The following is a 23,813-nucleotide window of genomic DNA, read 5'->3' as shown; positions in this document are numbered from 1 at the left end:
GATTTGATATGACACCAGAGCAATATTTTAACAGACAGATACAATTATGGGGTGAGGCTACACAAAAGGCGCTTCAAAATAAAAAGATAGCCATCATTGGTTCTGGTGGTCTGGGATCTACTTTAGCGATGGCACTGGGTACATCAGGTATAGGTGAGATACATATGGTAGATTTCGATATCGTTTCAAATCATAACATCCATAGACAAATAGCATTTACACTGAAGGATGAAGGCAAAAACAAAGCCAAAGCTGTAGCTGCATTGATAGAATCTAAAAACCCATTTGTCAAAGCACTTGCTTTTGATATGGATTTTGATGCCTTCAAAGAATTGGGAAACACGTATGACCTGATACTTGATGCTACAGATAACCTTCCTGTAAGAAGTGAGATAGACAAGCATGCCAAAGCAACCCATACACCTTGGATCTATGCAAGTGTTGAAGAGTTTAACGGACAGGTCTGTTTCTTTGATCAGGCAAACTTCCAAGTGTTCAATATCTCTGACCATAAACCTGGCGGTATTACAGCTCCTATCGTGATGCACATCGGATCTCTCCAGGCAAATTTGGCATTGCGCTATCTTGCCGGGCTTTCTGTGACAAAAGATAAACTCTATTATCTTTATTTTAATGATGAAGGTGAGCTTATGACACAAAAATTTGGAATGCCAGAGGCGTAAACCTAAAACAAATAGTGTTAAAATATGATAAAGGATCACTATGAAACTTAAAACATTATTTATATCAGGAATGATTTTGTTCTTTGCCGGGTGTACACAAGAGACTCAGAACAGTTTGAGCCGTTCACTGCAAAACTGGACAGGAACCAATGGTGTACTTGATATCTATGCCGGTGATAAACTGGTACATAAGTTCATCAAAATAGATAAACTTTCAACCGCGTATGGAAGCAGTGACAGTAAGCAAAGACCTTATCGTTACGGGTATGGAATTGATGATCTAAACTTTAACGGTAAAAAAGATGAAGGGGAGAAGAAGGTCTATTTTGAATTTTCTGATTACTCAACATCATATATATTTTATGAAAGAAATTAAGGAGAACAAGTAAATGAAATTTATTTCGACAAACGAAGCACCCGCAGCAATAGGACCATACTCACAAGCAGTGGTGGCAAATGGATTCATCTATACCTCAGGACAGATCGCATTGACACCGGAAGGTGTGATGGCTGCAGATGATGTAGAGAACCAAACACATCAAGTGATGAAAAATCTTTTTTATGTACTTGAAGCAGCTGGAGCACACTTTAATGATGTGATCAAGACAACGATCTTTTTGGCAGATATGAATGACTTTGAAAAAGTCAATGCGATCTATGCGCATTATTTTGGTACACATAAACCAGTACGTAGCACAGTAGCAGTTAAAACACTTCCAAAAAATGCACTGGTTGAGATAGATTGTATAGCAATTGCCGGAGCGGATTATACTTACTAGAGACAAAAGTAGGGAATACCTAAGGAAAGTCGTTTAGTTTAAAAAAATATTAAAACAACTTTGGGTATAATCACGAACTTTTTAAAAAACAATAGATATAAAGGGTTTTGCAATGTACGCAATCATTAAAGCAAGTGGCCAACAATTTAAAGTTCAAGAGGGTGATATCATCTGTTTTGACAACATGAATCTTGAGCCAAAAGCGGCGGTAGAGTTTAAAGAAGTTCTAGCGCTAGACAACGGTGAATTAACTGTAGGAGCTCCTTTCGTAGAGGGTGCTGTAGTTAAAGGTGAAGTAATCAATGAAGGTAGAGATAAAAAAGTTATCATCTACAAGAAAAGAAGAAGAAAAGATTCAAAACTTAAAAGAGGTTTCAGAAGAGACTTTACAAGAGTTAGAATTACTAAAATAGCATAAGGAGATCAGATGGCACACAAGAAAGGACAAGGGTCCACTCAAAATAATCGTGATTCAGCTGGACGTCGTTTAGGCGTTAAAAAGTTTGGTGGTGAAGCAGTTATCCCAGGTAACATTATCATCAGACAAAGAGGAACTAAAGTTCACCCAGGTAATGGTGTAGGAATGGGTAAAGACCATACTATATTTGCACTTATCGAAGGTGTAGTGAAGTTTGATAACAAATCTGCTACTCAAAAGAAAGTTTCAGTAGTACCTGCATAATCCCTTTATAAGTCCGACTGGTTCGGGCTTATTTATCCATATTTTCCTCATACTCTTCTATCACCAATAGATGTTTGCATCTGTTACGTCCTAAGAACCAACCATTATTATAATTTTGATCGTTATTAAAAAGCATATGTGATTTTGAATACGTGCCTTTAGATGTGGTACACCCATCAATAATACCTTTTTGATAGTTTACAGGTAAGTCTTTACCAAAATAGATACCATTGTGATAATATCCATTTTGATGTACAGGTTCTTTTTTTGAGCTACAACCTGTAAGATAGAATAATAGACTTCCAATGATGAAGAATGAGATAGATGTTCGATGAAACATATATTTGCCTTTTAGATCAAATATAAAAATTATAGCGATTCTTCCCCTAATTTAGGTATAATTTCATAATTCATATACTCTACTCATATACATAAGGTATATATGGTAGTTTTTTTCACAAGATTAAAGGTTATAAATGTTTGTAGATAGTGTAGAACTAACAGTTAGTTCTGGTAAAGGTGGTGCGGGTGCCATCTCTTTTTGGACAGAAAAGTTTGTCTCTAAAGGTGGTCCCGATGGTGGTGACGGAGGACGCGGAGGTTCTGTGTTTTTCAAAGTAGACAATAATACAGATACTCTCTCGGCACTTCGTGGACGCAACCATATTAAAGCAGAGAATGGTCGTCCCGGAGAAGGACGTAAGTGTTATGGTCGCAAGGGACACGACACCATTATCACGGTTCCTCCTGGCACAACAGTCGTTGATATGGAGACAGGTGAAGAGCTTCTTGACCTGGTCAATGAAGGAGAAGTGGTTCTTTTCCTTGAAGGGGGTAAGGGTGGTTTAGGAAATATGCACTTTAAAAGTTCAAGTAACCAAAGACCGACCTATGCACAGCCTGGACTTCCAGGGATCACCAAACATGTAAGACTTGAAATGAAACTCATTGCAGATGTAGGTTTAGTAGGATATCCAAATGTAGGAAAATCCACATTGATCTCTACACTTTCCAATGCACGACCTCAAGTAGCCAATTATGAGTTTACAACACTGACACCGAAACTCGGTGTGGTGCATGTAGGTGACTTCGATTCTTTCATGATGGCTGATATACCTGGTATTATTGAGGGTGCCAGTGATGGTAGAGGCTTGGGCTTGGAATTTTTGAAGCATATTGAAAGAACAAAAACATTGCTTCTGATGATCGATGCGGCAAATTACCGAGAGATGAAGTATCAGTATGAGACGCTTCTGGTTGAATTAAAACGTTATTCTGAAACACTTGCTACACGAAAGCATGCGATCGCTATTACCAAAATTGATTCACTTTCACAAGAGGAAGTGAATGCTTTGACAGAAACATTCTTAGCGGACATAGGTTTGGAAGCAAATAATACACTACAGAAATATAAAGCAGATACAAACTATCTAAGTTATGGATTTAAGACTGATTTTGGTCTACAACTGCCAGAAGAGAAACCATTTTTTGTACTTCCTATCTCATCTGTAGCACACTTAAATACGGAAGCACTGCGTTATGCGATCAGTGATTTTGTCAAAATGGTCAAAGTAGAACAAGAAGCTGAGTAAGTAGGTCTAATGAAAAGAATAGTCATTAAAGTGGGTTCCCATGTTTTAACAGAAAATGGTGCCATTGCTAAACCACGTATGCTGGCACTGGTACAATTGATAGCCGAACTGAAAACACATCACTATGATGTGATCTTGGTGAGTTCAGGTGCAGTATCTGCAGGTTATACTCAATTACCACTTGATCGAAGTCAAGTCGCAAACAAACAGGCATTGGCTGCGATAGGCCAGCCACTCCTTCTCAAAATGTATCAGGAGAAGTTTGCCAGGTTTAATTTACTCTGTTCTCAAGTACTTTTGAGTGCAGATGTGTTTGGCGAACCTGAACACATCGCACATGCGAAAAATGCAATAGATACATTGTTAAAAAATAATGTGGTACCTATCATCAATGAAAATGATACCGTCAGTATCGAAGAATTGGTTTTTGGAGACAATGACAGACTCTCTGCACATGTAGCACACTACTTTGATGCCTCACTTCTTGTCATACTCTCAGATATCGATGCTTTTTATGATAAAGATCCAAATAAATATGACGATGCCAAACGAAGAGTAGTAGTCAATAGACTAGCAGAGGATGAACTCAACGCTGAACATACGCCCAATAATGAATTTGCAACAGGTGGAATTGTGACGAAACTACAATCTGCAGATTTTTTAATGAAACAGGGCAGAGAGATGTTTTTGGCAAGTGGATTTGATCTGGGTGATGTGAAAGCATTTCTTGTAGACGGTGAGCATAAGGGTGGAACACTTTTTAAAGCCTAAACACGTGAAGTTATAAAAAGAAGAATGGAATGAAATACAAAATAGTTTACATGGGAACACCCCACTATGCAAAAGAGATACTCAAGACACTGATAGAAGCTGAAGATATGGAGGTCTCTCTAGTACTCACACAACCAGACCGTCCTGTGGGACGTAAGAAAGTGTTGACAGCACCTCCTGTGAAAGAGTTGGCATTAAAGCATGGTATTGATGTCCTTCAGCCTCATCGCTTAAGTGATGAAGGTATTGAAGATACGATCAAAGCGTTGAAACCTGATTTTATTGTGGTGGCGGCATTTGGACAGATACTGCCTAAAAGTATATTGGATATTGCCCCTTGTATTAATTTGCATGCTTCACTTTTACCTCAGTATAGAGGTGCTTCTCCTGTACAGCAATCTCTGCTTCACGGTGACACCAAAACGGGTGTCACTTCCATGCTGATGGAGGAAGGACTGGATACGGGTCCCATGCTTGAAAAGATTGAGTTTGTTATCCCCGAAGATATGCGTCTTCATGCACTCATGGCACAATTAACCTCTGATGCCTGCAGATTGACACTCAGTACTATTAGAAATTTTGAGAATATCACACCTCAAGTACAAGATGAAACCGAAGCAACACTCTGTAAAAAGATCAAAAAAAGTGATGGCGAAGTAGATTTCTCAGATGCAAGTGTCATCTATAATAAATACCGCGCATTTGAAGGTTGGCCGGGTATTTTTGCTGCGAATGGTACAAAATTTGACGGACTATCTCTGGCAGATACAGAATCACATAACAAGGCATTTGAGATTCTCTCTTTTATAGATGAAAGTGTAGTAGTTGGTTGCCTGAAGGGATCTTTGCAGATCGAAACGATCCAGCCTGCATCAAAAAAGGCAATGTCAGCCAAAGCATATTGTGTAGGAAGGGGGCTAAAAGTTGGAGATAGTATCATTTGATACGCTTGCTTCTACACAAACCTATCTTTTGGAACAATTAAAGAAGCAAAGCGTGCAAGCCCCTTTGGCCGTGATTGCCAATCAACAGTATTCCGGTATAGGAAGCCGTGATAACTCTTGGTCAGGAGGAGAAGGAAACTTTTTTGCCTCCATCGCCGTGAACTTGGAGGATCTGCCTAAAGATCTACCGCTTGAATCTGCTTCTATTTATTTCTCTTTTATCATGAAACAAACACTTGAGGCACATGATGAAAATATCTGGTTAAAATGGCCTAATGATTTCTATTTAAATGATGAAAAAATAGGCGGTACAATTACAAAAAAATTCAAAAATACGTTAGTATGTGGAATGGGAATAAATTTAAAAGATTCTCAAAATGGCTACAGAGCCTTAGAATGCGATATTTCAGCTCAATTTCTACTGGAAAAGTACCTTTTGGCACTCGAAAAATTTCCAAAATGGAAGGAAGTTTTTAGAGAGTATGAGATAGAATTTGAACTAAGCAGAAAGTTTTCAGTGCATATTGAAAACGATAAAAAGAGCTTGTCAGATGCGACTTTATGTGCAGATGGCTCTTTAATGATAGAGGGGAAGAGGGTGTTTAGTTTACGATGAGTGAGATAATTAGTATAGCCAACCAAAAGGGTGGCGTAGGAAAAACAACAACAGCAGTCAATCTGGCAGCCTCTTTGGCTGAAAAAGGGAAGAAGGTCCTTCTTCTTGATATTGATCCACAGTCCAATGCAACAACAAGTTTAGGTTTTAGCAGAGGGGATTATGAATATAATATCTATCATGTACTGATTGGAAGTAAAAAACTTTCAGAAGTGATCCTTAAAACAGACGTTAAAAACCTTAAACTTGTGCCTTCTAACATTGGGTTGGTAGGTATAGAAAAAGAGTTTTATAATCCTAAGGCAAAAAACAGAGAATTATTCCTGAAAGGAAAACTTCAAGAGGTTGCTTCTAAATTTGATTTTATTATTATAGATTCACCTCCGGCATTAGGACCTATTACCATTAATGCGTTGAGTGCATCTGATTCTGTGATCATACCGATCCAGTGTGAGTTTTTTGCATTGGAAGGATTGGCACAGCTACTCAATACGGTAGGGCTTTTGAAAAAGACGATCAACCCGAAACTCAAGATCAAAGGTTTCTTGCCTACAATGTACTCTGGTCAGAATAATCTTTCTAAACAGGTGCTGGCTGATTTGAGCCATCATTTTAAAGACAAACTTTTCCATGTAAAAAAAGGGAAAGGGTGTATCGTTGTACCACGAAATGTCAAGATCGCAGAGAGTCCGAGTTTTGGCAAACCAGTGACTTCATATGCTGCAAGTTCAAAAGGTTCTGTAGCCTATAGAGATCTTGCAACCGTCATCGCAAGAGGTTAGGTATGGCATTAGGCAGAGGACTAGGAGAGATCCTTTCTGAAGTAGAAGAGGCGTATGAAAGAGACTTAAGTGATATTGACAGTTTTGAGCTTGAGTCTCAAGGTGCTAGGGTAGAAGAGATCGCTGTTGAAAGTATTGCAGCAAACCCTTTTCAGCCGCGTAAACATTTTGATGAACAAGCCCTCAAAGAGTTAAGTCACTCTATTGCAGAGCATGGACTGCTTCAGCCTATCGTTGTGATAGAAAAAGGGGATGGGTATCTTCTTATAGCCGGTGAGCGTCGTCTTAGAGCACACAAGCTTGCAAAACTCAACACGATAAAAGCCATTATTGCCAATGTGGATATCGATGAAATAAGACTGCGTGAACTTGCGCTGATCGAAAATATACAAAGAGAGAACCTCAATGCAATAGAACTGGCAAACTCTTATGCAGAATTGATAGAAGTACATAATATCACACATGATGACCTCTCCTCTATTGTACACAAAAGCCGTTCACAGATCACCAATACCATGCGTCTTCTAAGCCTCTCTTCTTATGCCCAGGAGCAGCTTGTTGAGGGAAAGATATCACAAGGTCATGCAAAGGTCCTGGTCGGACTTGATGAAAAGAAACAAAAAATTGTGATAGACAGTGTCATCGGCCAGAAACTGAGTGTACGTGATACAGAAAATATGGTCAAGAATCACAAAGAGAGTGGTTCTGTGCCTATATCCAAACCAGCAACTGTGAAGTTATTGGATAAGTATGCTGATGTGTTATCTGAGACTCTACCTTTTAAATATAAGCTCAAAGCAAAAAGTATTGAAATCAGTTTTGAGAATGACAAAGAGGTTGAAAAGTTTTTAGCACAGTTACAAGCCAAGAATGGGTAGAAGATAAACACTTTATTTAAACAAAATCTATAATTCCTCTTTATATTTAAAATACTCAAAGATTTTAATCATATCCTCATGTCAATAATGATAAAATAACGCGAAATTACATGAGGAGTTTTAATGCTTGACATACAACCACCATTGATGTTGTTCGTATTGGCTTTGTTTCTAACCCTACTTGTTCTTTTAAATAATATGCTATTTCAGCCATTGGTGAAATTTATGGATGACAGAGATCACTCTATAGCAAAAGATTTAGAAGCTGCAAAAGGTCTTAGCGGTAACAGCGACGAACTAAATGCAAAGGCAGATGAAATTATCAGCAATGCTAAAAATGAAGCTGCTGGAATCAGACAGAAAGCAATTGATGATGAAAAAACATTGGCTGCAAGTAGAATTGAGACCAGACAAAATGAACTAGAAACTGAGTATAACAAATTCGTAGAAAAGCTAAACTCTGACAAAGAGAACCTTAAAAACTCTCTTCTTTCTCAAATGCCTCTTTTCAAAGAGAGCCTAAAAGCTAAATTTAGCAAATTATAGGAAGGGATGAAGATGAAAAAAATAGTACTATTGTCTTTGCTTATGGTACCTGCTATGCTTTTAGCTAGTGGTGATGCTGAATCAAGCCGTTACTTTGCTCAAACTGGTAGAGAATCAGACTTTTGGCCAAGAGTGATCAACTTTACGATCTTTGCATCTTTGCTTTACTATTTGATCGCGAATCCGATCAAAAACTTTTTTAAAGGCAGAAGTGAAGGTATCGCAGAGCAATTGAATGAGATCGAAAAGAAACTTCAAGCAGCTAAAGATGAGAAAAAAGAAGCGCAGAATCGTTTAGATGAAAGTAAAAAGAGAGCAGAAGAAATTCTTGCTGATGCAAAAGCAGAAGCGATTCTCTTAGCAGAAAAGATCGCGACTGCAAATCAAAATGAGTTGGCTCTTTTAGATAAGCAACTTGAAGAGAAAATGTCTCTAGAAGAGAGAAAAGCTGCAAGAGAAACAATCGATGAGATCTTAAGTGAGAATATCACTGCAGATGACATCATGTTGGATGAAGCTAAAGTGGTTGAAATTATTTCTAAGAAGGTGGCGTAATGGAAGAGTTAATTGCCAAAAGATATGCAAAAGCACTTTCTTCAGTATCTAAAGACATCGCAGGTGTTTTAGAAGTACTTAATGTACTTAGTGAAGTGGTGAACAGCAGAGAGATCAAGTCTACATTGACATCTCCGATCATTTCAAGTGAAAGTAAGACAGAAATGATCTTATCTGCACTTGGTGAGAGTGATGTAGCACTTGTGAACTTTATTAAGATTTTAGGTGAAAACGGAAGACTTGATCTTATCCCTGCTATTACAAAAGTATTGAATTCGGATCAGCAAAGAGTTTCAAATGAGTATGAAGGTGTATTAAAAAGTGCATCATCATTGAATGAAGCTGAATTGGCTAATCTTGAAGAAACACTTAAAAAGTATACAGGTTCAACGATCAAATTGACACAAGAAAAAGGTGACTTTGACGGGGTACGTGTTTCAGTCGATGATTTGGGTATAGAGGTAAACTTCTCTAAGCAGAGAGTTAAAGAACAATTAATTGATTTCATTAAGAAATCTTTGTAGTTATCTAATAGAAAGGAGTATCAGTGGCAGTTAAATTGCAAGCAGATGAGATAAGTTCGATCATCAAAGAAAGAATTGAGAATTTTGAAATTGATGTTGACATCAATGAAGTAGGAAAAGTAGTAGGTATCGCAGACGGTATTTCAACAGTATATGGTCTTAACAATGTTATGGCCGGTGAAGTTGTAGAGTTTGATAATGGTGCTAGAGGACTTGTATTAAACCTTGAAGAAGCAAACGTTGGTGTTGTTGTTCTTGGTTCAAGTGCAGGTATCAAAGAAGGTATGAGCGTTAAAAGAGCAGGAGACCTTCTTAAAACACCAGTAGGTGACGGTATGATGGGTAGAGTGGTAAACCCACTTGGTGAGCCTGTAGACGGTAAAGGTGCAGTTGAAGCAACTGAGCACAGATTTATCGAAGAAAAAGCACCAGGGATCATGGCTAGAAAATCAGTTCATGAACCGCTTCAAACAGGTATCAAAGCGATCGATGCACTAGTACCGGTTGGTAGAGGACAAAGAGAGCTTATCATTGGTGATAGACAAACAGGTAAAACTACTTTGGCTATTGACACGATCATCAACCAAAAAGGTCAAGATGTAGTATGTATTTATGTTGCAATTGGTCAAAAACAATCAACAGTAGCTGCTACAGTGAAAAAACTTGAAGAGCATGGTGCAATGGATTACACGATCGTTGTAACTGCTGGTGCAGCTGATTCTTCAGCACTTCAGTTCCTAGCTCCTTATGCTGGTGTAACAATGGCTGAATATTTCAGAGACAATGGTAGACATGCTGTGATCTTCTATGATGACCTTTCTAAGCACGCTGTTGCATATAGAGAGATGTCATTGATCCTTAGAAGACCTCCAGGTAGAGAAGCGTATCCAGGTGATGTATTCTACCTTCACTCAAGACTTCTTGAAAGAGCTGCAAAGCTTTCTGATGATCTAGGTGCTGGTTCTATTACTGCATTCCCTATCATTGAAACACAAGCAGGTGATGTTGCGGCGTATATTCCGACAAATGTTATCTCTATTACTGATGGTCAGATCTTCCTAGAAACTGATCTATTCAACTCAGGTATCAGACCAGCAATCAACGTAGGTCTTTCTGTATCAAGAGTTGGTGGTGCTGCGCAGATCAAAGCAACAAAACAAGTATCTGGTACATTGAGACTTGATCTTGCTTCATTTAGAGAACTTCAGGCATTTGCACAATTTGCGTCTGATCTTGATGACTATACAAGAGGTCAGCTTGAACGTGGTCAGAGAATGGTAGAGGTACTTAAACAAGGACCTTATCAGCCAGTTGCAATTGAGAAACAAGTTGTGATCATCTTTGCTGGTGCAAATGGATACCTTGATGATATCCCTGCATCTTCTGTAACAAAATTTGAAGCAGACCTTATGCCATTTATGGAAGCAAAATATGCGAATATTCTTGATGCAATCAGAACTGAAAAGAAGATCTCTGATGATACAGATGGAGAATTACGTAAAGCTATCGAAGATTTCAAAGCTTCATTCGCTGGATAAGAAAGGCTTAATATGGCTAATTTAAAAGAGATAAAGCGTAAGATTGGAAGTGTAAAAAACACACAAAAAACCACTAACGCTATGAAGCTTGTCTCTTCTGCTAAACTAAAAAGAACAGAAGAGCTTGCTAAAAGATCTAGAGTCTATGCTGATAAATTGACGGGTCTATTGAATGAGATCGCTCAAAAAATGCAGCAGTCTAATGCTGACGGTATAGATAATGTCTATTTTAAGGATGCACAAAATCCTAAGATGGTAGACATTGTATTTATTACAGCAGATAAAGGTCTTTGTGGTGGTTTTAATTCACAAACAATCAAAAGAGTAAACAAGTTGGTTGCTGAGTATAAAGCACAAAATGTGAAAGTACGTCTTAGAGCAGTAGGTAGAAAGGGTATCGATTATTTTAAATTCAATAATTTTGAATTAAACAATGAAATCGTAGGACTTTCTGCTGCACCAGACTTTGGCCAAGCTGCAGAGTTTATCTCTGAAGTGGCTGACTCTTATGTGAATGGTGAGACAGATAAGATCATTTTGGTACACAACGGTTATGTAAACATGATCACTCAAGAAGTAAGAGAGGATCAGGTTTTACCAGTAGATTCGTCAAAATTAAAACTTGATGTGGTTTCAACTTCAGAATTGGAAGTAGAACCAGATGATGACGATACACTACTTGATGCATTGGTTAAGCGTTATATTGAGTATACAATGTATTACTCACTTATCGATTCATTGGCTGCAGAACACTCTGCACGTATGCAAGCGATGGATGCGGCAACAAGCAATGCTAAACAAATGGTAAAAGACCTTACTGTGAAGTATAACAAAGCAAGACAAGAAGCGATTACTACTGAACTCATCGAGATCATCAGTGGTATGGAATCAATGAAATAATTAGAGGAGAAGTAATGACAGGTAAAATAGTACAAGTCTTAGGTCCCGTTATCGATGTGGATTTTACAGACTATCTACCGGAGATCAATGAAGCGTTAGAAACTACGTTCATGGTTGATGGTAAAGAGCAAAAATTGGTTTTAGAAGTAGCAGCACAACTAGGTGATAACAGAGTTAGAACAATTGCTATGGATATGAGTGAAGGATGTGTTAGAGGTCAAGAAGTGAAAGCAACTGGTGACTCTATCAAAGTTCCTGTAGGTGAAGAAGTACTTGGACGTATCTTCAACGTTATCGGTGATCCTATCGATGAGGCTGGTGATGTAAATGCAAAAGAGTACTGGTCGATCCACAGAGCACCACCAGCATTTGAAGAGCAAAGTACAAAAACAGAAGTATTTGAGACAGGTATCAAAGTTGTTGACCTTCTTGCTCCTTACAACAAAGGTGGTAAAGTTGGACTCTTCGGTGGTGCAGGTGTTGGTAAAACCGTCATTATTATGGAACTTATTAACAACGTTGCAATGAAACACAGTGGATATTCTGTATTTGCCGGTGTTGGTGAAAGAACACGTGAGGGTAATGACCTTTACTACGAAATGAAAGAATCAAACGTACTTGACAAAGTTGCACTGTGCTACGGTCAAATGTCAGAGCCTCCGGGAGCAAGAAACAGAATCGCACTTACTGGTCTTACTATGGCTGAGTACTTCAGAGATGAAATGGGTCTTGATGTATTGATGTTTATCGATAACATCTTTAGATTTGCGCAATCAGGTTCAGAGATGTCTGCACTTCTTGGTCGTATCCCTTCAGCCGTTGGTTACCAGCCGACATTAAGCAGAGAGATGGGTGCACTTCAAGAGAGAATTACATCAACAACTAAAGGTTCAATTACTTCTGTTCAAGCAGTATATGTACCAGCGGATGACTTGACTGACCCGGCTCCAGCTTCTGTATTTGCTCACTTGGATGCAACAACAGTACTTAACAGATCGATTGCTGAAAAAGGTATCTATCCTGCGGTTGATCCATTGGATTCAACTTCAAGAATGCTTGATCCGCAAATTATTGGTGAAGATCACTACAATATCGCTAGAGGCGTACAGCAGATCCTTCAAAAATATAAAGATCTTCAAGATATTATTGCGATCCTTGGTATGGATGAGCTTTCTGAAGATGACAAACTTGTTGTTGAAAGAGCAAGAAAGATTGAAAAATACCTTTCTCAGCCATTCCACGTTGCTGAAGTATTTACAGGTTCTCCGGGTGTTTATGTTACACTTGAAGATACACTGGAAGGATTTAAAGGTCTTATCGAAGGTAAATATGACGATATGAATGAAGCTGCGTTCTACATGGTAGGAAATATGGCTGAAGCTATTGCTAAAAACGATAAGATTAACGCTAAGTAATCTTAGTTCTTGTCTTATAAAGGATAATTATGGAACTTATGAAGCTAGAAATAGTCACACCGAACGGTGTGATTTTTGACGCTGAAGTAAAACAGGTAACATTGCCAGGGTCAGAGGGTGAATTCGGTGTTTTAGCCCATCACGCTACTTTGGTATCATTACTTGATACAGGTGTCATTGTGATCGATAAAGCAGACGGGAGTGAAGTAGCTGTTGCTATTAACTCTGGGTATGTAAAAGTCGATGAAGAGAAGACAACTTGTATCGTAGATGGTGCAGTAGCGCTTTCTGGTGCAGATAGTGATCTTGCTCAAGCACTTGAAGCAGCAAAAGAGTTACTTAAGAGTGCTGAATCTTCTAGTACAGCTATCGCAGCTGCGGTAAGCAAAGTAGAACACATCGGAAAGTCTTTATAACTTGAACTCTCTCGCTACTTATTTCTTTGAAAGCAGTGCAATTACTATATTTGTACTGCTTTTACTCTCAGGATATTTTATTGCTACATTTTGGGTATTTTTGGATAGATTTTATATCTTGAATGCACGTATCGCATCTGAAGCAAAATCACTGAAGGCACTCTACACAGGTCAGTCAAAATCAGTGGCCAGTAACTCACTTATTTTTACTTATCTGTCTCGTGTGAATGTACCCAATAAAGCGATACTCCAAGCTGCATCGTCTGATGCTATACGTGTCTCTACCAAGGGACTTACTTGGCTCTCAATTATCGCTTCTACTTCGCCATTTATCGGTCTTTTCGGTACGGTGGTAGGGATACTTGAAACCTTTACAAAACTAGGAGCACAATCAAGTGCATCTTTGAGTGTCGTAGCACCAGCGATATCTGAAGCACTTATAGCGACTGCAGCTGGTATTGCCGTAGCGATATTTGCGTATTCGTTTCATTTGATACTGAAACGCAAGGCTTATGAGTTAAGTTCACTGCTCTCTTCTCAATCAGAAGTGATCCTCTCTCAGGTTAACGAGGAGTAGTCATGTTTAGTTGGGATGATGATCCAGACTTGAACATTACACCGCTTGTTGATGTGATGCTTGTATTGATGGCTATACTTATGGTCACGGCTCCTACAATTACTTTTCAAGAACAGATTACACTGCCTCATGGCTCTAAAACTGTTAAAGTCGAAAAACCAAAAACACTTACGATCCGTATGGATAAAGATCAAAAGATCTATCTTGGTAAAGATACCTACGCTTTAGATACTTTTGCAGATGATTTTGTGAATCAGGCAATCAAGTATGATAAAAACTCTGAAGTCTATATACGTGCAGATGAAAGTTTGAAATATAAAAATATTATGTATCTTCTTAAAAGCGTGAAAGCAGCAGGTTTCGAGAAGGTTTCTCTGATAACATTATGATCAAAAAGTCATCTACACTTATTTCAGGATTGTTGGCTGTTGGCATCTATATAGGTGTCATCGCTTTGATACTATTTTATTTCAATACACGTGAAGAAAAAAAACCGGTGCATTTTGTGAAGAAAAATGAAGATCGTATACGTGTCTCAATGAGTGATCCCAAACCCCAGGTAAAAAAAGAGATCAAACAGGTACCTAAGAAAGTAGTGAAACCTAAGCCTAAGCCAAAACCAAAACCTAAAGAAGCGGTGAAGAAGAAAGTGGTTGAGAAAAAGGTGATTAAAGAAAAAGTGGTTAAAAAAGCAAAGGTTGTTAAAAAGAAAAAAGATGTTAATACAACCAGGCCCAAAAAGTTAAACAAACCAAAAGACCTGTTTGCAAATATTACGTCTAAAAAGAAAATTGAAAAGCCTAAACCGGTTAAGCCAGCACCTGTAAAGCCTAAAAAACCTGATATGACTAAAGTTGCAAAGAAACCTAGTGCAAGTGATTTGGTTTCTGATTCATTAAAGATACAAAAAAAGAGTGATGTTGGTATCGAGAATGCCTATTTGGCTAAGATAGAGGAGAAACTCAAAGGGTGGCCGGCACAAAGCGAATATGCAGGTGAGAAGGCAAAAGTATGGCTCAAAGTAGAGCCTAATGGCAGATTTGAATACAAAGTGATCACTGCATCTGGGAATGAAGCTTTTAACAGTGGCCTTATGGCTTATTTGGAGCAGTTGCAAACGATAGGATTTGGTCCGCATAAGGGAAACAGGGCCTATGAATTAGAGGTTGAATTTGTAGCGACTGAATAGACTGATTATTCTTCCTGATAGACTTTGACTCTATAGGTAGAGATCTCAGGATGATGTGAGAGACAGTCATGGCCAAGGTTTGCTTTAAGGCATAAGCTTGAGAAGAAATCATCAAAGTGCGGTAACTGTTCCCAAACCTGAGGTAAATACGTCGCTTGTCTACCATCTAGTTTCAGTACGACACCATCCTGAAAAGGAATGACTTTATTTTTTAAGTCCTCTATATCACTATATTGTACTATGTGTGGCTCTGAAAGAATAGAGACTTCCAGTTTGATCTGATCCAATTCTTCTGTACTAAGCGGTAAAAACCGGGGATCATACAGAGCAGCAGCCTGTGCATTATGTATGATGTCTTCATAGAGTGGACGATGGGCCTGCAGTGAACCTATGCATCCGCGTAGTTGTCCATGGGTTTTTGTGTTAAGGGTAACAAAAGCAGCACCTTTTTCTTTAAGAGCCGGATAGGTTTTTAAAGCATCTTCCAGATTAAAATCTGCAGGTTGATTCAGTGCCGCTGAAATAGCAGCTTTGGCTAAGGCTATCACTATATCTTTCAACGTATACTCCTTTATTTTTTATTTTATCATAAATTCAATACACTCAAAATATTTTGATATTAATTAATGAATATTTTAAGCGAGCAAGGATACAATATAGACCACAACACACACTAAAAATAGAGGAATATTTTTGAGATATTTATTAGTTATTTTCGCATCAATGACCTTTTTTACATTAAACGTTTTCGGGGTAGATGCAACACTGAAAATAGAAAAAGATGTAGAACAACGTGCACGTATTGCGCTTATGGATGGTTCATCTGAACAGAGCAGTAAAGTGTTTAATATTTTACTTTCAGATCTTAAGGTCTCAGGACATTTTTTAGCCGACAATACACACCATATCGGTGAGATTTCTTCTGATTATATTATACCGGCTCTGAAAAGCCAGGAGTATGTCATTAAGTATGCGATGGACCAACGATCCGGTGCAAAACTTCTGGTACGGCTTTTAAAAGCATCCAACGGTACACAGATCTTTAAAAAAAGCTATGCGATCTCTTCAAAAGAAAAAATGCCGTTTCTTATACATAAAGCGATAAGTGATATTAACAATATTTTGCAATATCCAAGTATCTCTTGGATCAATCGTTATGTTGCCTATGCTGTTTATACAACACCAGGACGCAGTGAAATACGATTGGCTGATTATACCTTCAGTTATAAAAAAACCATTATCAAAGGTGGATTGAACCTTTTCCCTAAATGGGCGGACAGAGCACAGAGAAATATTTATTATACTTCTTACAAAGGTACACTTCCTACACTCTATAAGCTCAACATCTATAATGGGACAAAAACGAAGATAGCAAGTTCTGAAGGAATGCTGGTCTGTTCTGATGTCAATAATGATGGTTCAAAACTTTTACTTACGATGGCACCTGAAGGACAGGCAGATATCTACGAATATGATCTTGCATCCAAATCAAAAAAAAGGATAACGACTTTTAAAGGTATTGATGTGAACGGCAGGTATGTAGATGATGAGAGTCGTATTGTCTTTGTCTCTAACCGTTTGGGCTATGCAAATGTATTTAAAAAGTCTATATCGGGTGGACCGACCTCTCAAGTGGTCTATCACGGGCGTAACAACAATTCCTGTGATGCTTATGGAGATAAAATAGTCTACTCCAGCAGGGAGAGCAGTAATGCATTTGGGGATAATACCTTTAATCTTTACCTTACCTCTACAGGAAGTTCAGACACAAGACCGATCACAACAACCGGCTCAAATCAGTTTCCTCGTTTTTCTACGGATGGATCTGTGATACTCTTCCTTAAACAGAGAGGTCGCAGCTCTTCCATAGGATATACGAATTTGACAAGTCAGCAGAGTTTACTTTTCCCGTTCAACGACAGAAAAGTTCAATCCATTGATTGGTAATACATTTTTTTCAGAAAGTCATGTAATGACTGCTCTGATACTATTTTAATACAAAAAGGATACACAATGACACATAAACTACTTTTAACTACATCACTCATTTCATTACTTTTGATCGGATGTGCACAACCTGCACCCGATTTAGCAGGTAAAAACAATATTTCTGATGCAAACCATATCGAAGGTGATACGGTTAGTATAGATGAAAATACCTATGGTTCAGGCTCTACTGCAAATTATAACAGCAGCAGCGATGGTTTCAAAAGTATCTATTTTGGTTTTGCAGACTATTCGATCTCTTCGGATATGGAAAACAATATGAATCATAATATAGAGGTAGCCAATACTGCAGCTTCTAAAATAAAAATAGAAGGTAACTGTGATGAATTTGGTACAGATGAGTACAATTATGCCCTGGGCTTAAAGCGTGCAAAAGCAGTAAGAGACAGTATCGCAGCACAGGGGATCGATCCAAGTAGAATGGTAATGGTGAGTTTTGGTGAGAGTAATGCCGTATGTACTGAAACCAGTGACAGCTGTTATCAAAGAAACAGAAGAGTTGACATTCGTTTAGTAAAGTAGGCTGGAGATGAGAGGTATACTAAATAGGGTTGCAGTACAGAGTGTTTGTATGATTTTTGCAAGTACTCTTTTGGTACATGCCGAACCTTCTGTGTACGGGTTTGGAACGGATGAACCAACAGTAAATGAACAGACTACAGGAAGCAGTAATACCAGTGTAGCTTCCCTACAGCAACAAATTGCTGAGCAAAATGAAAGAATAGACGGACTGACTACGATCATAGAGGGATTGAGTGCTTCCATCCATGAGTTGCAGCAGTCCAGAAGCGAAGCCACCTCTTCTATGGAGACGAATGAATCATCCAACACCGCTTTGCTTCAAAAGTTAGCCGCTATGATCGATGAGATCAACGCGAACTATGTCAGTAAAGAAGAGTTTCAGAATGTTTTGGGTCATAAAAGTCAGGCAAAAAGTACCACAGAAACACTCCCTACAGCAAATGGATCCACTGAGGGTAAAACCAATGCACAACTCTACAGTGAAGCGGTACGGTATTTTGTAAAAAAACGCTATGATGAAGCAGCAAAAAGATTTACGATCACCGATACAAAAGGCTATAAGCCTGCAGCATCAAACTATTACCTGGGAGAAATAGCCTATTACACCAAGAAGTATGAAGATGCGATATTTTATTTTAAAAAGAGTGCAGGTATCTATGACAAGGCTTCCTATATAGATACACTGCTACTGCATACCGCTGTTTCACTTGAAGAGACTGGCGATAAAGGTCAGGCAAAAGCATTTTATGAGAATATTATAGAGAACTACAAGGGTAAGAAAACGGCAAAGATCGCTAAAGAAAGATTGAAAAAACTTTAGGACAATGCATTTGATATTTAAAATCCTCTTCATTTGTATGACTCTTTTTACTGCGGGCATCACAAGTGAAGAGGTTGAAATATTGCCACCCATAGGGACAGAGACGATGCCTATCGCTAAAACGGTCTTTAAACAGATCAGCGATGAGAATGAAAAGATCGTGGATCTTACAGGAAAAGATTTTATCGTTGTTTCTGTACGTGAACGTGGAAGTGATGGACGTTTTTATGCCGTGGACCGTGATGGTACTGTATGGTGGAGCGGTCCTGTGACTTCAGGTGCCCCTGAATTTAGAAGCCCCTCGGGTATTTTCACGATCTTTCAAAAAAAGCGTTATCATATGTCTAAGGATTTTCCTGACGAGAGCGGTGTAAATAATATGGATTATATGATGAAGTTTACCAAAAGAGGACATGCTTTGCATAAAGGAAGTGTGGACTGGATGTCCCATGGTTGTATACACATTGACCCGAAGGATGTGCCAGTGATCTATCATTGGACAACCTATAATACTAAAGTGGTTATCACCAGACATACCTATATGCCTTTTGCGAAAGAGGACTTGAGGAAAATTTACGGAAAAAGGTAAAAGTGTTAGCGTATCATAACCTTTGTTCTTTTGTGTGTATCTTCTATGGTATGGATGAAGGCTGCTCAGATAATGATAGCAGGATGATTGACCTTATAGATGCAAGATCTTTGGTTCATGGCAAATAAGAGAAAAAATATCTCTTTCCTAAGGCTCACTAAAGTTTGATTGGTTAGAATAGCACAAATCTAATATATAGGAAACATTATGACAGTAACAAATGAAAATTGTGTAGTCGGTATCGAATACGAAGTAAAACAAGCAGGTACAACAGAAGTTGTAGACAGCAACAAAGGTGGTGCACCACTAGAGTTTATCATTGGAAAAGGGCAGATCATTCCAGGTCTTGAGAACGCACTTGTAGGTATGTCTCAAGGTGAAAGCGGAGACATTATGGTTGCTGCTGCGGATGCATATGGTGAAGTAAACCCAGAAGCAATCCAAACACTTCCAATCGAGCAGTTCGAAGGGGTGGATCTTGTAGAGGGTATGACACTTTATGGTCAAGGTCAAGATGGTCAGACTGTACAAGTTACAGTAAAATCTTTTGATGATAAAGAAGTGAATGTAGACTTTAACCACCCATTGGCTGGTAAAGATCTTATGTTCTCAGTTACTGTTTTAAGTGCAAGAGAAGCAACTGCAGATGAAGTAACATCTGGCGTAGTTGGTGGTGCACCTGCAGCTGGCGGTAGCTGTGGTTCAGGATGTGGTTGTCACTAATCCTTCATTTTCTTTAGCGTCATCTTTGGATCAAAGATAGGCGCTACGTTGCTTAAACAGCGTACATTTACTTTTCACTCCAGATCTTTTTTATACAGAATTAACCACTTACAGAGTAAAATATATCCCTAATCAATACACATTTATAAGATATTTTGATATGATAGTTCTTAGGAAGTTTGGAGGGATGGACATGCATAAGATAGAAAAGCTTTTTGATATTAATATTGTTTTGATGACTCTGTTTTCTTCTGTGGAGACGATCAGGGAAGAAAAAAATATTGAACTGATATATGATATGGAATCGACAATACCAAGAGAATTGAGAGGTGATCCTGATGCATTGTTACGTGTACTCAGTAAAGTACTCACTTTTATTTGTGAGAATACCGACCAAAACGAGATCGTACTCTCTTTAGATGCCCCTGAAGATTTTGTCTATGAAGAGTTTATCTCCTTTACGATCAATGAGACACATATCGGAAAAGAGAAGATCCGGAAATTTTTAGAGGTCAATTTACATGATGATCTTGAGATACTAGATGGAAAGATCGTATATGAGAAAGATGCAGATATACAGTTAGATATACCGTTCATGATCAGTGAATTGGGACATAGAAGACACTATAGATTACCAGATATCTCAATGCTGGGTAAAAAGGTTTTATTGATCTGTCAAAATGAAGCCATAGCCCACAGTATTGAAAAAATGTTTAAGTATTTCCTTTATGATGTCGATGTGGGGGTTGATGTTTTTAAAGCACAGGGAAGTGATCTAACGCCTTATGATATTTTAATTGTAGATGAACATCTAAATACGGAAGAGTTTGAACATAGTATCGCCCGTATACAGCAGAACATACCTCTTAAATATGTACTGCTTAAAGATGCGCATATCGTAGAGTCGAAAATGATCAGTGTCTCTACCAATTTGATCAAACCTGTGACAGAAGAGAGTGTCTATGAATTGATCATATCTCTTTTTAACAATAAAACGGCTCGAAGAGACGTAAGATCACACTCAAAGATGAATGTGATTGACCTTGAAAAACTCCTTCATTTCAAGAAAGATGATGAAAAGTGTCAAGATCCAAACAATAAGATACAAGAGAGTCTTGAGGCGATGATCGAAAAAAGAAGAGAGATGGATTTGCCTATCTTGGATAAAGTAATAGGAGAAGCAAATACAAAGAACAGAGGTCTGACATATACCAATGAATTGAAACTCTTCTTAGATACTTTTGATCGCTCAGATCTTTACTTTAGAGAGATCGTTAATCAAAGATCAATCAGCAAAATCAAAGAGTTCTGTATAGATCTTGAAAGACATGCAAAACTGATTGGGGCTGAGAGTATGTTCAAGCTGGCTGAAACTCTCAGTCTTATTTTTGTCTATGATAAACTTGATATGCTGCCTATCTACCCTGGAAAGTATCACATAGAACTCCAAAAACTGCTTGAAGCAATAAAGAAGGAGCTACAGTTAAAATAGTCTTACGGACTATGTCTCTGTAAGCACTTCAAAATCACTTTTACCCACATTACAATCCGGGCAGACCCAATCTTCGGGGATATCTTCGAATGCAGTTCCGGGTGCTATCCCTGAGTCCGGGTCTCCGATCTCAGGGTCATAAATGTAATCACAGACGGTACAAATATACTTTTTACTCATGATAAACCTCCTGTTTGTTTTGTATTACTATCATATCATAATTTAAAGATGGTAAAGTAAATAAAAATTATAATCTTCACCCTAAAAGATGATAAAGAAGTAATGGCTAAAACCTAAAAAAGTTATATATTATAAGGTTTTATAAACAGAAGAACATTGGAATTTGGAGATCATTCTCTATGTATTGTCCATCCCGCTTTTTCAAATTGTTCTGCTGCTTCTTTTTCAAGTATTCCTATGATGACGTTTGGAGGAGAGGTAAATACCGGTGTATATCTTGCCAGTCCATGGTCCTGGAGAATATCCCACCTTGAGTATCCTCCCATGTGCGGTGTTCGAAGAGCAAAAACAACCTCTTTGATATGTTGTTCACGCATCATAAACGAGCACATCGGACAAGGTTCACAGTTTGAGTAGAGTGTACACTCCGAGAGATCAGAAGTCCCGAGCGCTTTTTTGGCTCTTCTCATAGCGATCACTTCTGCATGGTCAGTGATGTCGTCATGCATGGCAGAGTTACGTGCTTCGGCTATTATCTCATTATTTTTGACAACAACAGAACCAAAAGGATTGTCTCCTGAGTCTAGGGAGTCCTGTGCTAACTCGATACATCGTCTAATAAATTTTTCATGCTCTTGGGTCTTCATCTAAAAAATGTTCCTTTGTCTCTGGGGAAAGGTTTATTCCTATACCCCCCCCATCTATCTTTGCTAATTTGGACAGTGTCCATACTTTAATTTGTTGACATTGATAGTATAGATTCCAATCCACCGTATCTGATCTTTTTTTCTATTTCATGAATGACGGCAAAGCAGATAGATGATTTTGCCTTCTTCTTTTTTATAGTATTTCATCATATCATATCTATAATGAGTATGTCAATAATAATATTTTCTACTCCAATGATCCCATTGAATACACGTAGATTTTCTGGTCTACGTCTAATATCAATTGCACGATAGTTATTGTTTGAAATCAGTACATGAAGTTTTACTGGAAACTTTGCTTTACTCATAGTTAACCATTTTCAAATAGTATAAAATATACTTTTTACTGATGATAATTCTCCAGCATGTTATCTATTGCTATCATATCATAATTTAAAGATGGTAAAATACTGAAAATATTTTAATACTTCTAAAGGACACGTATGTCAATCAAATGTGCATTTTTATTTCCGGGGCAAGGTTCACAAGCTGTAGGGATGGGTCAAGACTTTTTTAACAATTCTGATATTGCAAAAAAGATGGTGGCTGATGCCAGTGAAAGAACAGGTATCGATTTTGAACACCTTCTTTTTGAAGAGAATGATAAGCTTGAAAAAACAGAGTTTACTCAACCGGCTATTTTGCTTGTATCTGCTATCGCACACAAGCTTTTTGAAAATGAGATGCCGATCAAGCCTGTGTATGCATTGGGTCACTCTCTGGGTGAGTTCTCTGCACTGGTCTCTGTAGGTGCGATAGATGCGATAGATGCGGTAGAACTGGTGAATCTACGTGGTAAACTGATGGCTGAAGCCTGTGCCGGTCAGGATGTGGGGATGATGGTATCTCTTGGTCTTGCAGATGAAGTGGTTGAAGAGATCTGTGAAGCACAAAGAGAAGCGGGATTAAAAGTATGGCCTGTAAATTATAATGCTGAAGGGCAGATAGTGATCGCAGGGATTAAGTCTGACCTTGAAGTTTTAGCGCCTCTTTTGAAAGAAGCAAAAGCAAAAAGAGCGATGCTGCTTAATATGTCCGTGGCAAGTCACTGTCCTCTGTTAGAGTCTGCAACTGCTCCATTGTCTAAAAAACTTACAGAGGTGCTAAAAGATGAGTTTATTGCGCCAGTGGTATCAAATGTCACTGCAAACACATACAATACCAAAGAAGAAGCTTTGGATCTGCTCCCTAAACAGTTGGTCTCTCCTGTACTCTATAAGCAGTCTATCGCAAACTTTGATGATTCTGTGGACTGCTATGTTGAGTTTGGACATGGCGGTGTACTTAAAGGACTGAACCGTAAAGCAACAACAAAGCCTCACTTTGTTGTCTCAGATATGGCATCCTTGGAAACAGCGATCGAAGAGATCAGTAAATTAGGATAAT

Annotated in this window: 32 protein-coding genes; 28 read left to right on the top strand and 4 right to left on the bottom strand. The window is 38.3% G+C overall.

All coding sequences use genetic code 11. From position 1 onward, the window contains the following. Positions 1-8 precede the first annotated feature (8 nt). From PF327_RS01030 to rpmA, 5 genes are all read left to right on the top strand, one after another. Positions 9-683 (top strand): HesA/MoeB/ThiF family protein, encoded by a 675-nt coding sequence (locus PF327_RS01030; RefSeq protein WP_289400965.1) that lies wholly within the window; start codon positions 9-11, stop codon positions 681-683. Between the two features lie 40 nt (positions 684-723). Then, a complete protein-coding gene (locus PF327_RS01025) occupies positions 724-1,059 on the top strand; it encodes a hypothetical protein (protein WP_008243939.1) in 336 nt (111 codons plus the stop codon). Between the two features lie 13 nt (positions 1,060-1,072). Then, entirely contained in the window at positions 1,073-1,462 is a 390-nt protein-coding gene (locus PF327_RS01020) for a RidA family protein (protein WP_008243938.1), read from the top strand. 112 nt (positions 1,463-1,574) lie between these two features. Then, positions 1,575-1,880 (top strand): 50S ribosomal protein L21, encoded by a 306-nt coding sequence (gene rplU, locus PF327_RS01015; protein WP_008243937.1) that lies wholly within the window; start codon positions 1,575-1,577, stop codon positions 1,878-1,880. 9 nt (positions 1,881-1,889) lie between these two features. Then, positions 1,890-2,144 (top strand): 50S ribosomal protein L27, encoded by a 255-nt coding sequence (gene rpmA, locus PF327_RS01010; RefSeq protein ID WP_008243936.1) that lies wholly within the window; start codon positions 1,890-1,892, stop codon positions 2,142-2,144. Positions 2,145-2,172: 28 nt separating this feature from the next. Here rpmA and PF327_RS01005 read toward each other — a convergent pair whose 3' ends face one another. After that, positions 2,173-2,484, bottom strand: a complete 312-nt coding sequence (locus tag PF327_RS01005) for a hypothetical protein (RefSeq protein WP_289400964.1) — start codon at positions 2,482-2,484, stop codon at positions 2,173-2,175. 136 nt (positions 2,485-2,620) lie between these two features. Here PF327_RS01005 and obgE point away from each other — a divergent pair, with 136 nt between their 5' ends. The 16 genes from obgE to PF327_RS00925 all read left to right on the top strand — a co-directional run bounded on the left by obgE (position 2,621) and on the right by PF327_RS00925 (position 15,387). Then, the gene (gene obgE / locus PF327_RS01000; RefSeq protein WP_289400963.1) at positions 2,621-3,736 is read left to right on the top strand and encodes a GTPase ObgE; all 1,116 of its coding nucleotides are present in this window, start codon (positions 2,621-2,623) and stop codon (positions 3,734-3,736) included. Between the two features lie 9 nt (positions 3,737-3,745). Further along, the gene (gene proB, locus PF327_RS00995; RefSeq protein ID WP_008243933.1) at positions 3,746-4,507 is read left to right on the top strand and encodes a glutamate 5-kinase; all 762 of its coding nucleotides are present in this window, start codon (positions 3,746-3,748) and stop codon (positions 4,505-4,507) included. A gap of 29 nt (positions 4,508-4,536) precedes the next feature. Beyond that, a complete protein-coding gene (fmt, locus tag PF327_RS00990) occupies positions 4,537-5,451 on the top strand; it encodes a methionyl-tRNA formyltransferase (protein WP_289400962.1) in 915 nt (304 codons plus the stop codon). Next, the gene (locus tag PF327_RS00985) at positions 5,432-6,067 is read left to right on the top strand and encodes a biotin--[acetyl-CoA-carboxylase] ligase (RefSeq protein WP_008243931.1); all 636 of its coding nucleotides are present in this window, start codon (positions 5,432-5,434) and stop codon (positions 6,065-6,067) included. Before fmt ends, PF327_RS00985 begins: the two co-directional genes overlap by 20 nt. Next, on the top strand, positions 6,064-6,849 hold the full coding sequence (locus PF327_RS00980; RefSeq protein ID WP_008243930.1) for a ParA family protein: 786 nt from the start codon (positions 6,064-6,066) through the stop codon (positions 6,847-6,849). Before PF327_RS00985 ends, PF327_RS00980 begins: the two co-directional genes overlap by 4 nt. Before the next feature lie 2 nt (positions 6,850-6,851). Then, positions 6,852-7,727: a ParB/RepB/Spo0J family partition protein gene (locus tag PF327_RS00975; RefSeq protein WP_289400961.1), complete on the top strand. Its 876-nt coding sequence runs from the start codon at positions 6,852-6,854 to the stop codon at positions 7,725-7,727. A gap of 123 nt (positions 7,728-7,850) precedes the next feature. Next, a complete protein-coding gene (locus PF327_RS00970; RefSeq protein WP_008243928.1) occupies positions 7,851-8,273 on the top strand; it encodes a 50S ribosomal protein L20 in 423 nt (140 codons plus the stop codon). 12 nt (positions 8,274-8,285) lie between these two features. After that, positions 8,286-8,828, top strand: coding sequence for a F0F1 ATP synthase subunit B family protein (locus tag PF327_RS00965; protein ID WP_289400960.1), 543 nt, complete (start codon positions 8,286-8,288; stop codon positions 8,826-8,828). Beyond that, complete coding sequence (locus tag PF327_RS00960) at positions 8,828-9,352, top strand: F0F1 ATP synthase subunit delta (RefSeq protein ID WP_289400959.1); 525 nt, start codon at positions 8,828-8,830, stop codon at positions 9,350-9,352. The genes PF327_RS00965 and PF327_RS00960 overlap by 1 nt, the downstream gene beginning before the upstream one ends. Positions 9,353-9,375: 23 nt before the next feature. Then, entirely contained in the window at positions 9,376-10,890 is a 1,515-nt protein-coding gene (gene atpA, locus PF327_RS00955; RefSeq protein WP_289400958.1) for a F0F1 ATP synthase subunit alpha, read from the top strand. 12 nt (positions 10,891-10,902) lie between these two features. Next, positions 10,903-11,790 carry an ATP synthase F1 subunit gamma gene (gene atpG / locus PF327_RS00950; RefSeq protein ID WP_008243924.1) on the top strand — a complete coding sequence of 296 codons (888 nt, stop codon included), beginning with the start codon at positions 10,903-10,905 and terminating at the stop codon, positions 11,788-11,790. A 14-nt stretch (positions 11,791-11,804) separates the two neighbouring features. After that, complete coding sequence (gene atpD, locus PF327_RS00945; protein ID WP_008243923.1) at positions 11,805-13,205, top strand: F0F1 ATP synthase subunit beta; 1,401 nt, start codon at positions 11,805-11,807, stop codon at positions 13,203-13,205. A gap of 29 nt (positions 13,206-13,234) precedes the next feature. Next, on the top strand, positions 13,235-13,621 hold the full coding sequence (gene atpC / locus PF327_RS00940; protein ID WP_008243922.1) for an ATP synthase F1 subunit epsilon: 387 nt from the start codon (positions 13,235-13,237) through the stop codon (positions 13,619-13,621). A 1-nt stretch (position 13,622) separates the two neighbouring features. After that, the gene (locus tag PF327_RS00935) at positions 13,623-14,198 is read left to right on the top strand and encodes a MotA/TolQ/ExbB proton channel family protein (RefSeq protein ID WP_008243921.1); all 576 of its coding nucleotides are present in this window, start codon (positions 13,623-13,625) and stop codon (positions 14,196-14,198) included. A 2-nt stretch (positions 14,199-14,200) separates the two neighbouring features. Further along, the gene (locus tag PF327_RS00930) at positions 14,201-14,587 is read left to right on the top strand and encodes a biopolymer transporter ExbD (RefSeq protein ID WP_008243920.1); all 387 of its coding nucleotides are present in this window, start codon (positions 14,201-14,203) and stop codon (positions 14,585-14,587) included. Next, a complete protein-coding gene (locus tag PF327_RS00925) occupies positions 14,584-15,387 on the top strand; it encodes a TonB C-terminal domain-containing protein (protein ID WP_289400957.1) in 804 nt (267 codons plus the stop codon). The genes PF327_RS00930 and PF327_RS00925 overlap by 4 nt, the downstream gene beginning before the upstream one ends. 5 nt (positions 15,388-15,392) lie before the next feature. Here PF327_RS00925 and amrA read toward each other — a convergent pair whose 3' ends face one another. Next, the gene (gene amrA, locus PF327_RS00920; RefSeq protein ID WP_289400956.1) at positions 15,393-15,947 is read right to left on the bottom strand and encodes an AmmeMemoRadiSam system protein A; all 555 of its coding nucleotides are present in this window, start codon (positions 15,945-15,947) and stop codon (positions 15,393-15,395) included. Positions 15,948-16,080: 133 nt separating this feature from the next. Between amrA and tolB the strand changes: the two genes are divergently transcribed. From tolB to PF327_RS00890, 6 genes are all read left to right on the top strand, one after another. Continuing rightward, the gene (gene tolB / locus PF327_RS00915) at positions 16,081-17,334 is read left to right on the top strand and encodes a Tol-Pal system protein TolB (RefSeq protein ID WP_008243917.1); all 1,254 of its coding nucleotides are present in this window, start codon (positions 16,081-16,083) and stop codon (positions 17,332-17,334) included. A 66-nt stretch (positions 17,335-17,400) separates the two neighbouring features. After that, the gene (locus tag PF327_RS00910; RefSeq protein WP_289400954.1) at positions 17,401-17,916 is read left to right on the top strand and encodes an OmpA family protein; all 516 of its coding nucleotides are present in this window, start codon (positions 17,401-17,403) and stop codon (positions 17,914-17,916) included. Positions 17,917-17,923: 7 nt separating this feature from the next. Beyond that, the gene (locus PF327_RS00905; RefSeq protein WP_289400953.1) at positions 17,924-18,736 is read left to right on the top strand and encodes a tetratricopeptide repeat protein; all 813 of its coding nucleotides are present in this window, start codon (positions 17,924-17,926) and stop codon (positions 18,734-18,736) included. A gap of 4 nt (positions 18,737-18,740) precedes the next feature. Then, positions 18,741-19,325, top strand: a complete 585-nt coding sequence (locus PF327_RS00900) for a L,D-transpeptidase (RefSeq protein WP_289400952.1) — start codon at positions 18,741-18,743, stop codon at positions 19,323-19,325. Between the two features lie 207 nt (positions 19,326-19,532). Next, a complete protein-coding gene (locus tag PF327_RS00895; RefSeq protein ID WP_008243913.1) occupies positions 19,533-20,048 on the top strand; it encodes an FKBP-type peptidyl-prolyl cis-trans isomerase in 516 nt (171 codons plus the stop codon). A gap of 193 nt (positions 20,049-20,241) precedes the next feature. Further along, positions 20,242-21,540, top strand: a complete 1,299-nt coding sequence (locus PF327_RS00890; protein WP_289400951.1) for a hypothetical protein — start codon at positions 20,242-20,244, stop codon at positions 21,538-21,540. Between the two features lie 9 nt (positions 21,541-21,549). Here PF327_RS00890 and rd read toward each other — a convergent pair whose 3' ends face one another. Together rd and PF327_RS00880 are read right to left on the bottom strand one after the other, a co-directional pair. Next, complete coding sequence (gene rd, locus PF327_RS00885) at positions 21,550-21,720, bottom strand: rubredoxin (RefSeq protein ID WP_008243911.1); 171 nt, start codon at positions 21,718-21,720, stop codon at positions 21,550-21,552. A gap of 170 nt (positions 21,721-21,890) precedes the next feature. Next, positions 21,891-22,367, bottom strand: coding sequence for a nucleoside deaminase (locus PF327_RS00880; RefSeq protein WP_289400950.1), 477 nt, complete (start codon positions 22,365-22,367; stop codon positions 21,891-21,893). 503 nt (positions 22,368-22,870) lie between these two features. Here PF327_RS00880 and fabD point away from each other — a divergent pair. After that, entirely contained in the window at positions 22,871-23,812 is a 942-nt protein-coding gene (fabD, locus tag PF327_RS00875) for an ACP S-malonyltransferase (protein WP_008243909.1), read from the top strand. Position 23,813 lies beyond the last annotated feature (1 nt).

Origin of the sequence: Sulfurovum xiamenensis, from assembly GCF_030347995.1 — a bacterium.
Lineage (GTDB): Bacteria > Campylobacterota > Campylobacteria > Campylobacterales > Sulfurovaceae > Sulfurovum > Sulfurovum xiamenensis.
Note: the sequence above shows the minus strand (reverse complement) of the source record. Positions and strands in the feature narration are given on the sequence as shown.

Bases quoted from the DNA above. Each gene is read 5' to 3' on its own strand.
- PF327_RS01030 (WP_289400965.1), top strand. From the start codon at position 9: ATGACACCAGAGCAATATTTTAACAGACAGATACAATTATGGGGTGAG.
- PF327_RS01025 (WP_008243939.1), top strand. From the start codon at position 724: ATGAAACTTAAAACATTATTTATATCAGGAATGATTTTGTTCTTTGCC.
- PF327_RS01020 (WP_008243938.1), top strand. From the start codon at position 1,073: ATGAAATTTATTTCGACAAACGAAGCACCCGCAGCAATAGGACCATAC.
- rplU (WP_008243937.1), top strand. From the start codon at position 1,575: ATGTACGCAATCATTAAAGCAAGTGGCCAACAATTTAAAGTTCAAGAG.
- rpmA (WP_008243936.1), top strand. From the start codon at position 1,890: ATGGCACACAAGAAAGGACAAGGGTCCACTCAAAATAATCGTGATTCA.
- PF327_RS01005 (WP_289400964.1), bottom strand. From the start codon at position 2,484: ATGTTTCATCGAACATCTATCTCATTCTTCATCATTGGAAGTCTATTA.
- obgE (WP_289400963.1), top strand. From the start codon at position 2,621: ATGTTTGTAGATAGTGTAGAACTAACAGTTAGTTCTGGTAAAGGTGGT.
- proB (WP_008243933.1), top strand. From the start codon at position 3,746: ATGAAAAGAATAGTCATTAAAGTGGGTTCCCATGTTTTAACAGAAAAT.
- fmt (WP_289400962.1), top strand. From the start codon at position 4,537: ATGAAATACAAAATAGTTTACATGGGAACACCCCACTATGCAAAAGAG.
- PF327_RS00980 (WP_008243930.1), top strand. From the start codon at position 6,064: ATGAGTGAGATAATTAGTATAGCCAACCAAAAGGGTGGCGTAGGAAAA.
- PF327_RS00975 (WP_289400961.1), top strand. From the start codon at position 6,852: ATGGCATTAGGCAGAGGACTAGGAGAGATCCTTTCTGAAGTAGAAGAG.
- PF327_RS00970 (WP_008243928.1), top strand. From the start codon at position 7,851: ATGCTTGACATACAACCACCATTGATGTTGTTCGTATTGGCTTTGTTT.
- PF327_RS00965 (WP_289400960.1), top strand. From the start codon at position 8,286: ATGAAAAAAATAGTACTATTGTCTTTGCTTATGGTACCTGCTATGCTT.
- PF327_RS00960 (WP_289400959.1), top strand. From the start codon at position 8,828: ATGGAAGAGTTAATTGCCAAAAGATATGCAAAAGCACTTTCTTCAGTA.
- atpG (WP_008243924.1), top strand. From the start codon at position 10,903: ATGGCTAATTTAAAAGAGATAAAGCGTAAGATTGGAAGTGTAAAAAAC.
- atpD (WP_008243923.1), top strand. From the start codon at position 11,805: ATGACAGGTAAAATAGTACAAGTCTTAGGTCCCGTTATCGATGTGGAT.
- atpC (WP_008243922.1), top strand. From the start codon at position 13,235: ATGGAACTTATGAAGCTAGAAATAGTCACACCGAACGGTGTGATTTTT.
- PF327_RS00930 (WP_008243920.1), top strand. From the start codon at position 14,201: ATGTTTAGTTGGGATGATGATCCAGACTTGAACATTACACCGCTTGTT.
- PF327_RS00925 (WP_289400957.1), top strand. From the start codon at position 14,584: ATGATCAAAAAGTCATCTACACTTATTTCAGGATTGTTGGCTGTTGGC.
- PF327_RS00910 (WP_289400954.1), top strand. From the start codon at position 17,401: ATGACACATAAACTACTTTTAACTACATCACTCATTTCATTACTTTTG.
- PF327_RS00905 (WP_289400953.1), top strand. From the start codon at position 17,924: ATGAGAGGTATACTAAATAGGGTTGCAGTACAGAGTGTTTGTATGATT.
- PF327_RS00900 (WP_289400952.1), top strand. From the start codon at position 18,741: ATGCATTTGATATTTAAAATCCTCTTCATTTGTATGACTCTTTTTACT.
- PF327_RS00895 (WP_008243913.1), top strand. From the start codon at position 19,533: ATGACAGTAACAAATGAAAATTGTGTAGTCGGTATCGAATACGAAGTA.
- PF327_RS00890 (WP_289400951.1), top strand. From the start codon at position 20,242: ATGCATAAGATAGAAAAGCTTTTTGATATTAATATTGTTTTGATGACT.
- rd (WP_008243911.1), bottom strand. From the start codon at position 21,720: ATGAGTAAAAAGTATATTTGTACCGTCTGTGATTACATTTATGACCCT.
- PF327_RS00880 (WP_289400950.1), bottom strand. From the start codon at position 22,367: ATGAAGACCCAAGAGCATGAAAAATTTATTAGACGATGTATCGAGTTA.
- fabD (WP_008243909.1), top strand. From the start codon at position 22,871: ATGTCAATCAAATGTGCATTTTTATTTCCGGGGCAAGGTTCACAAGCT.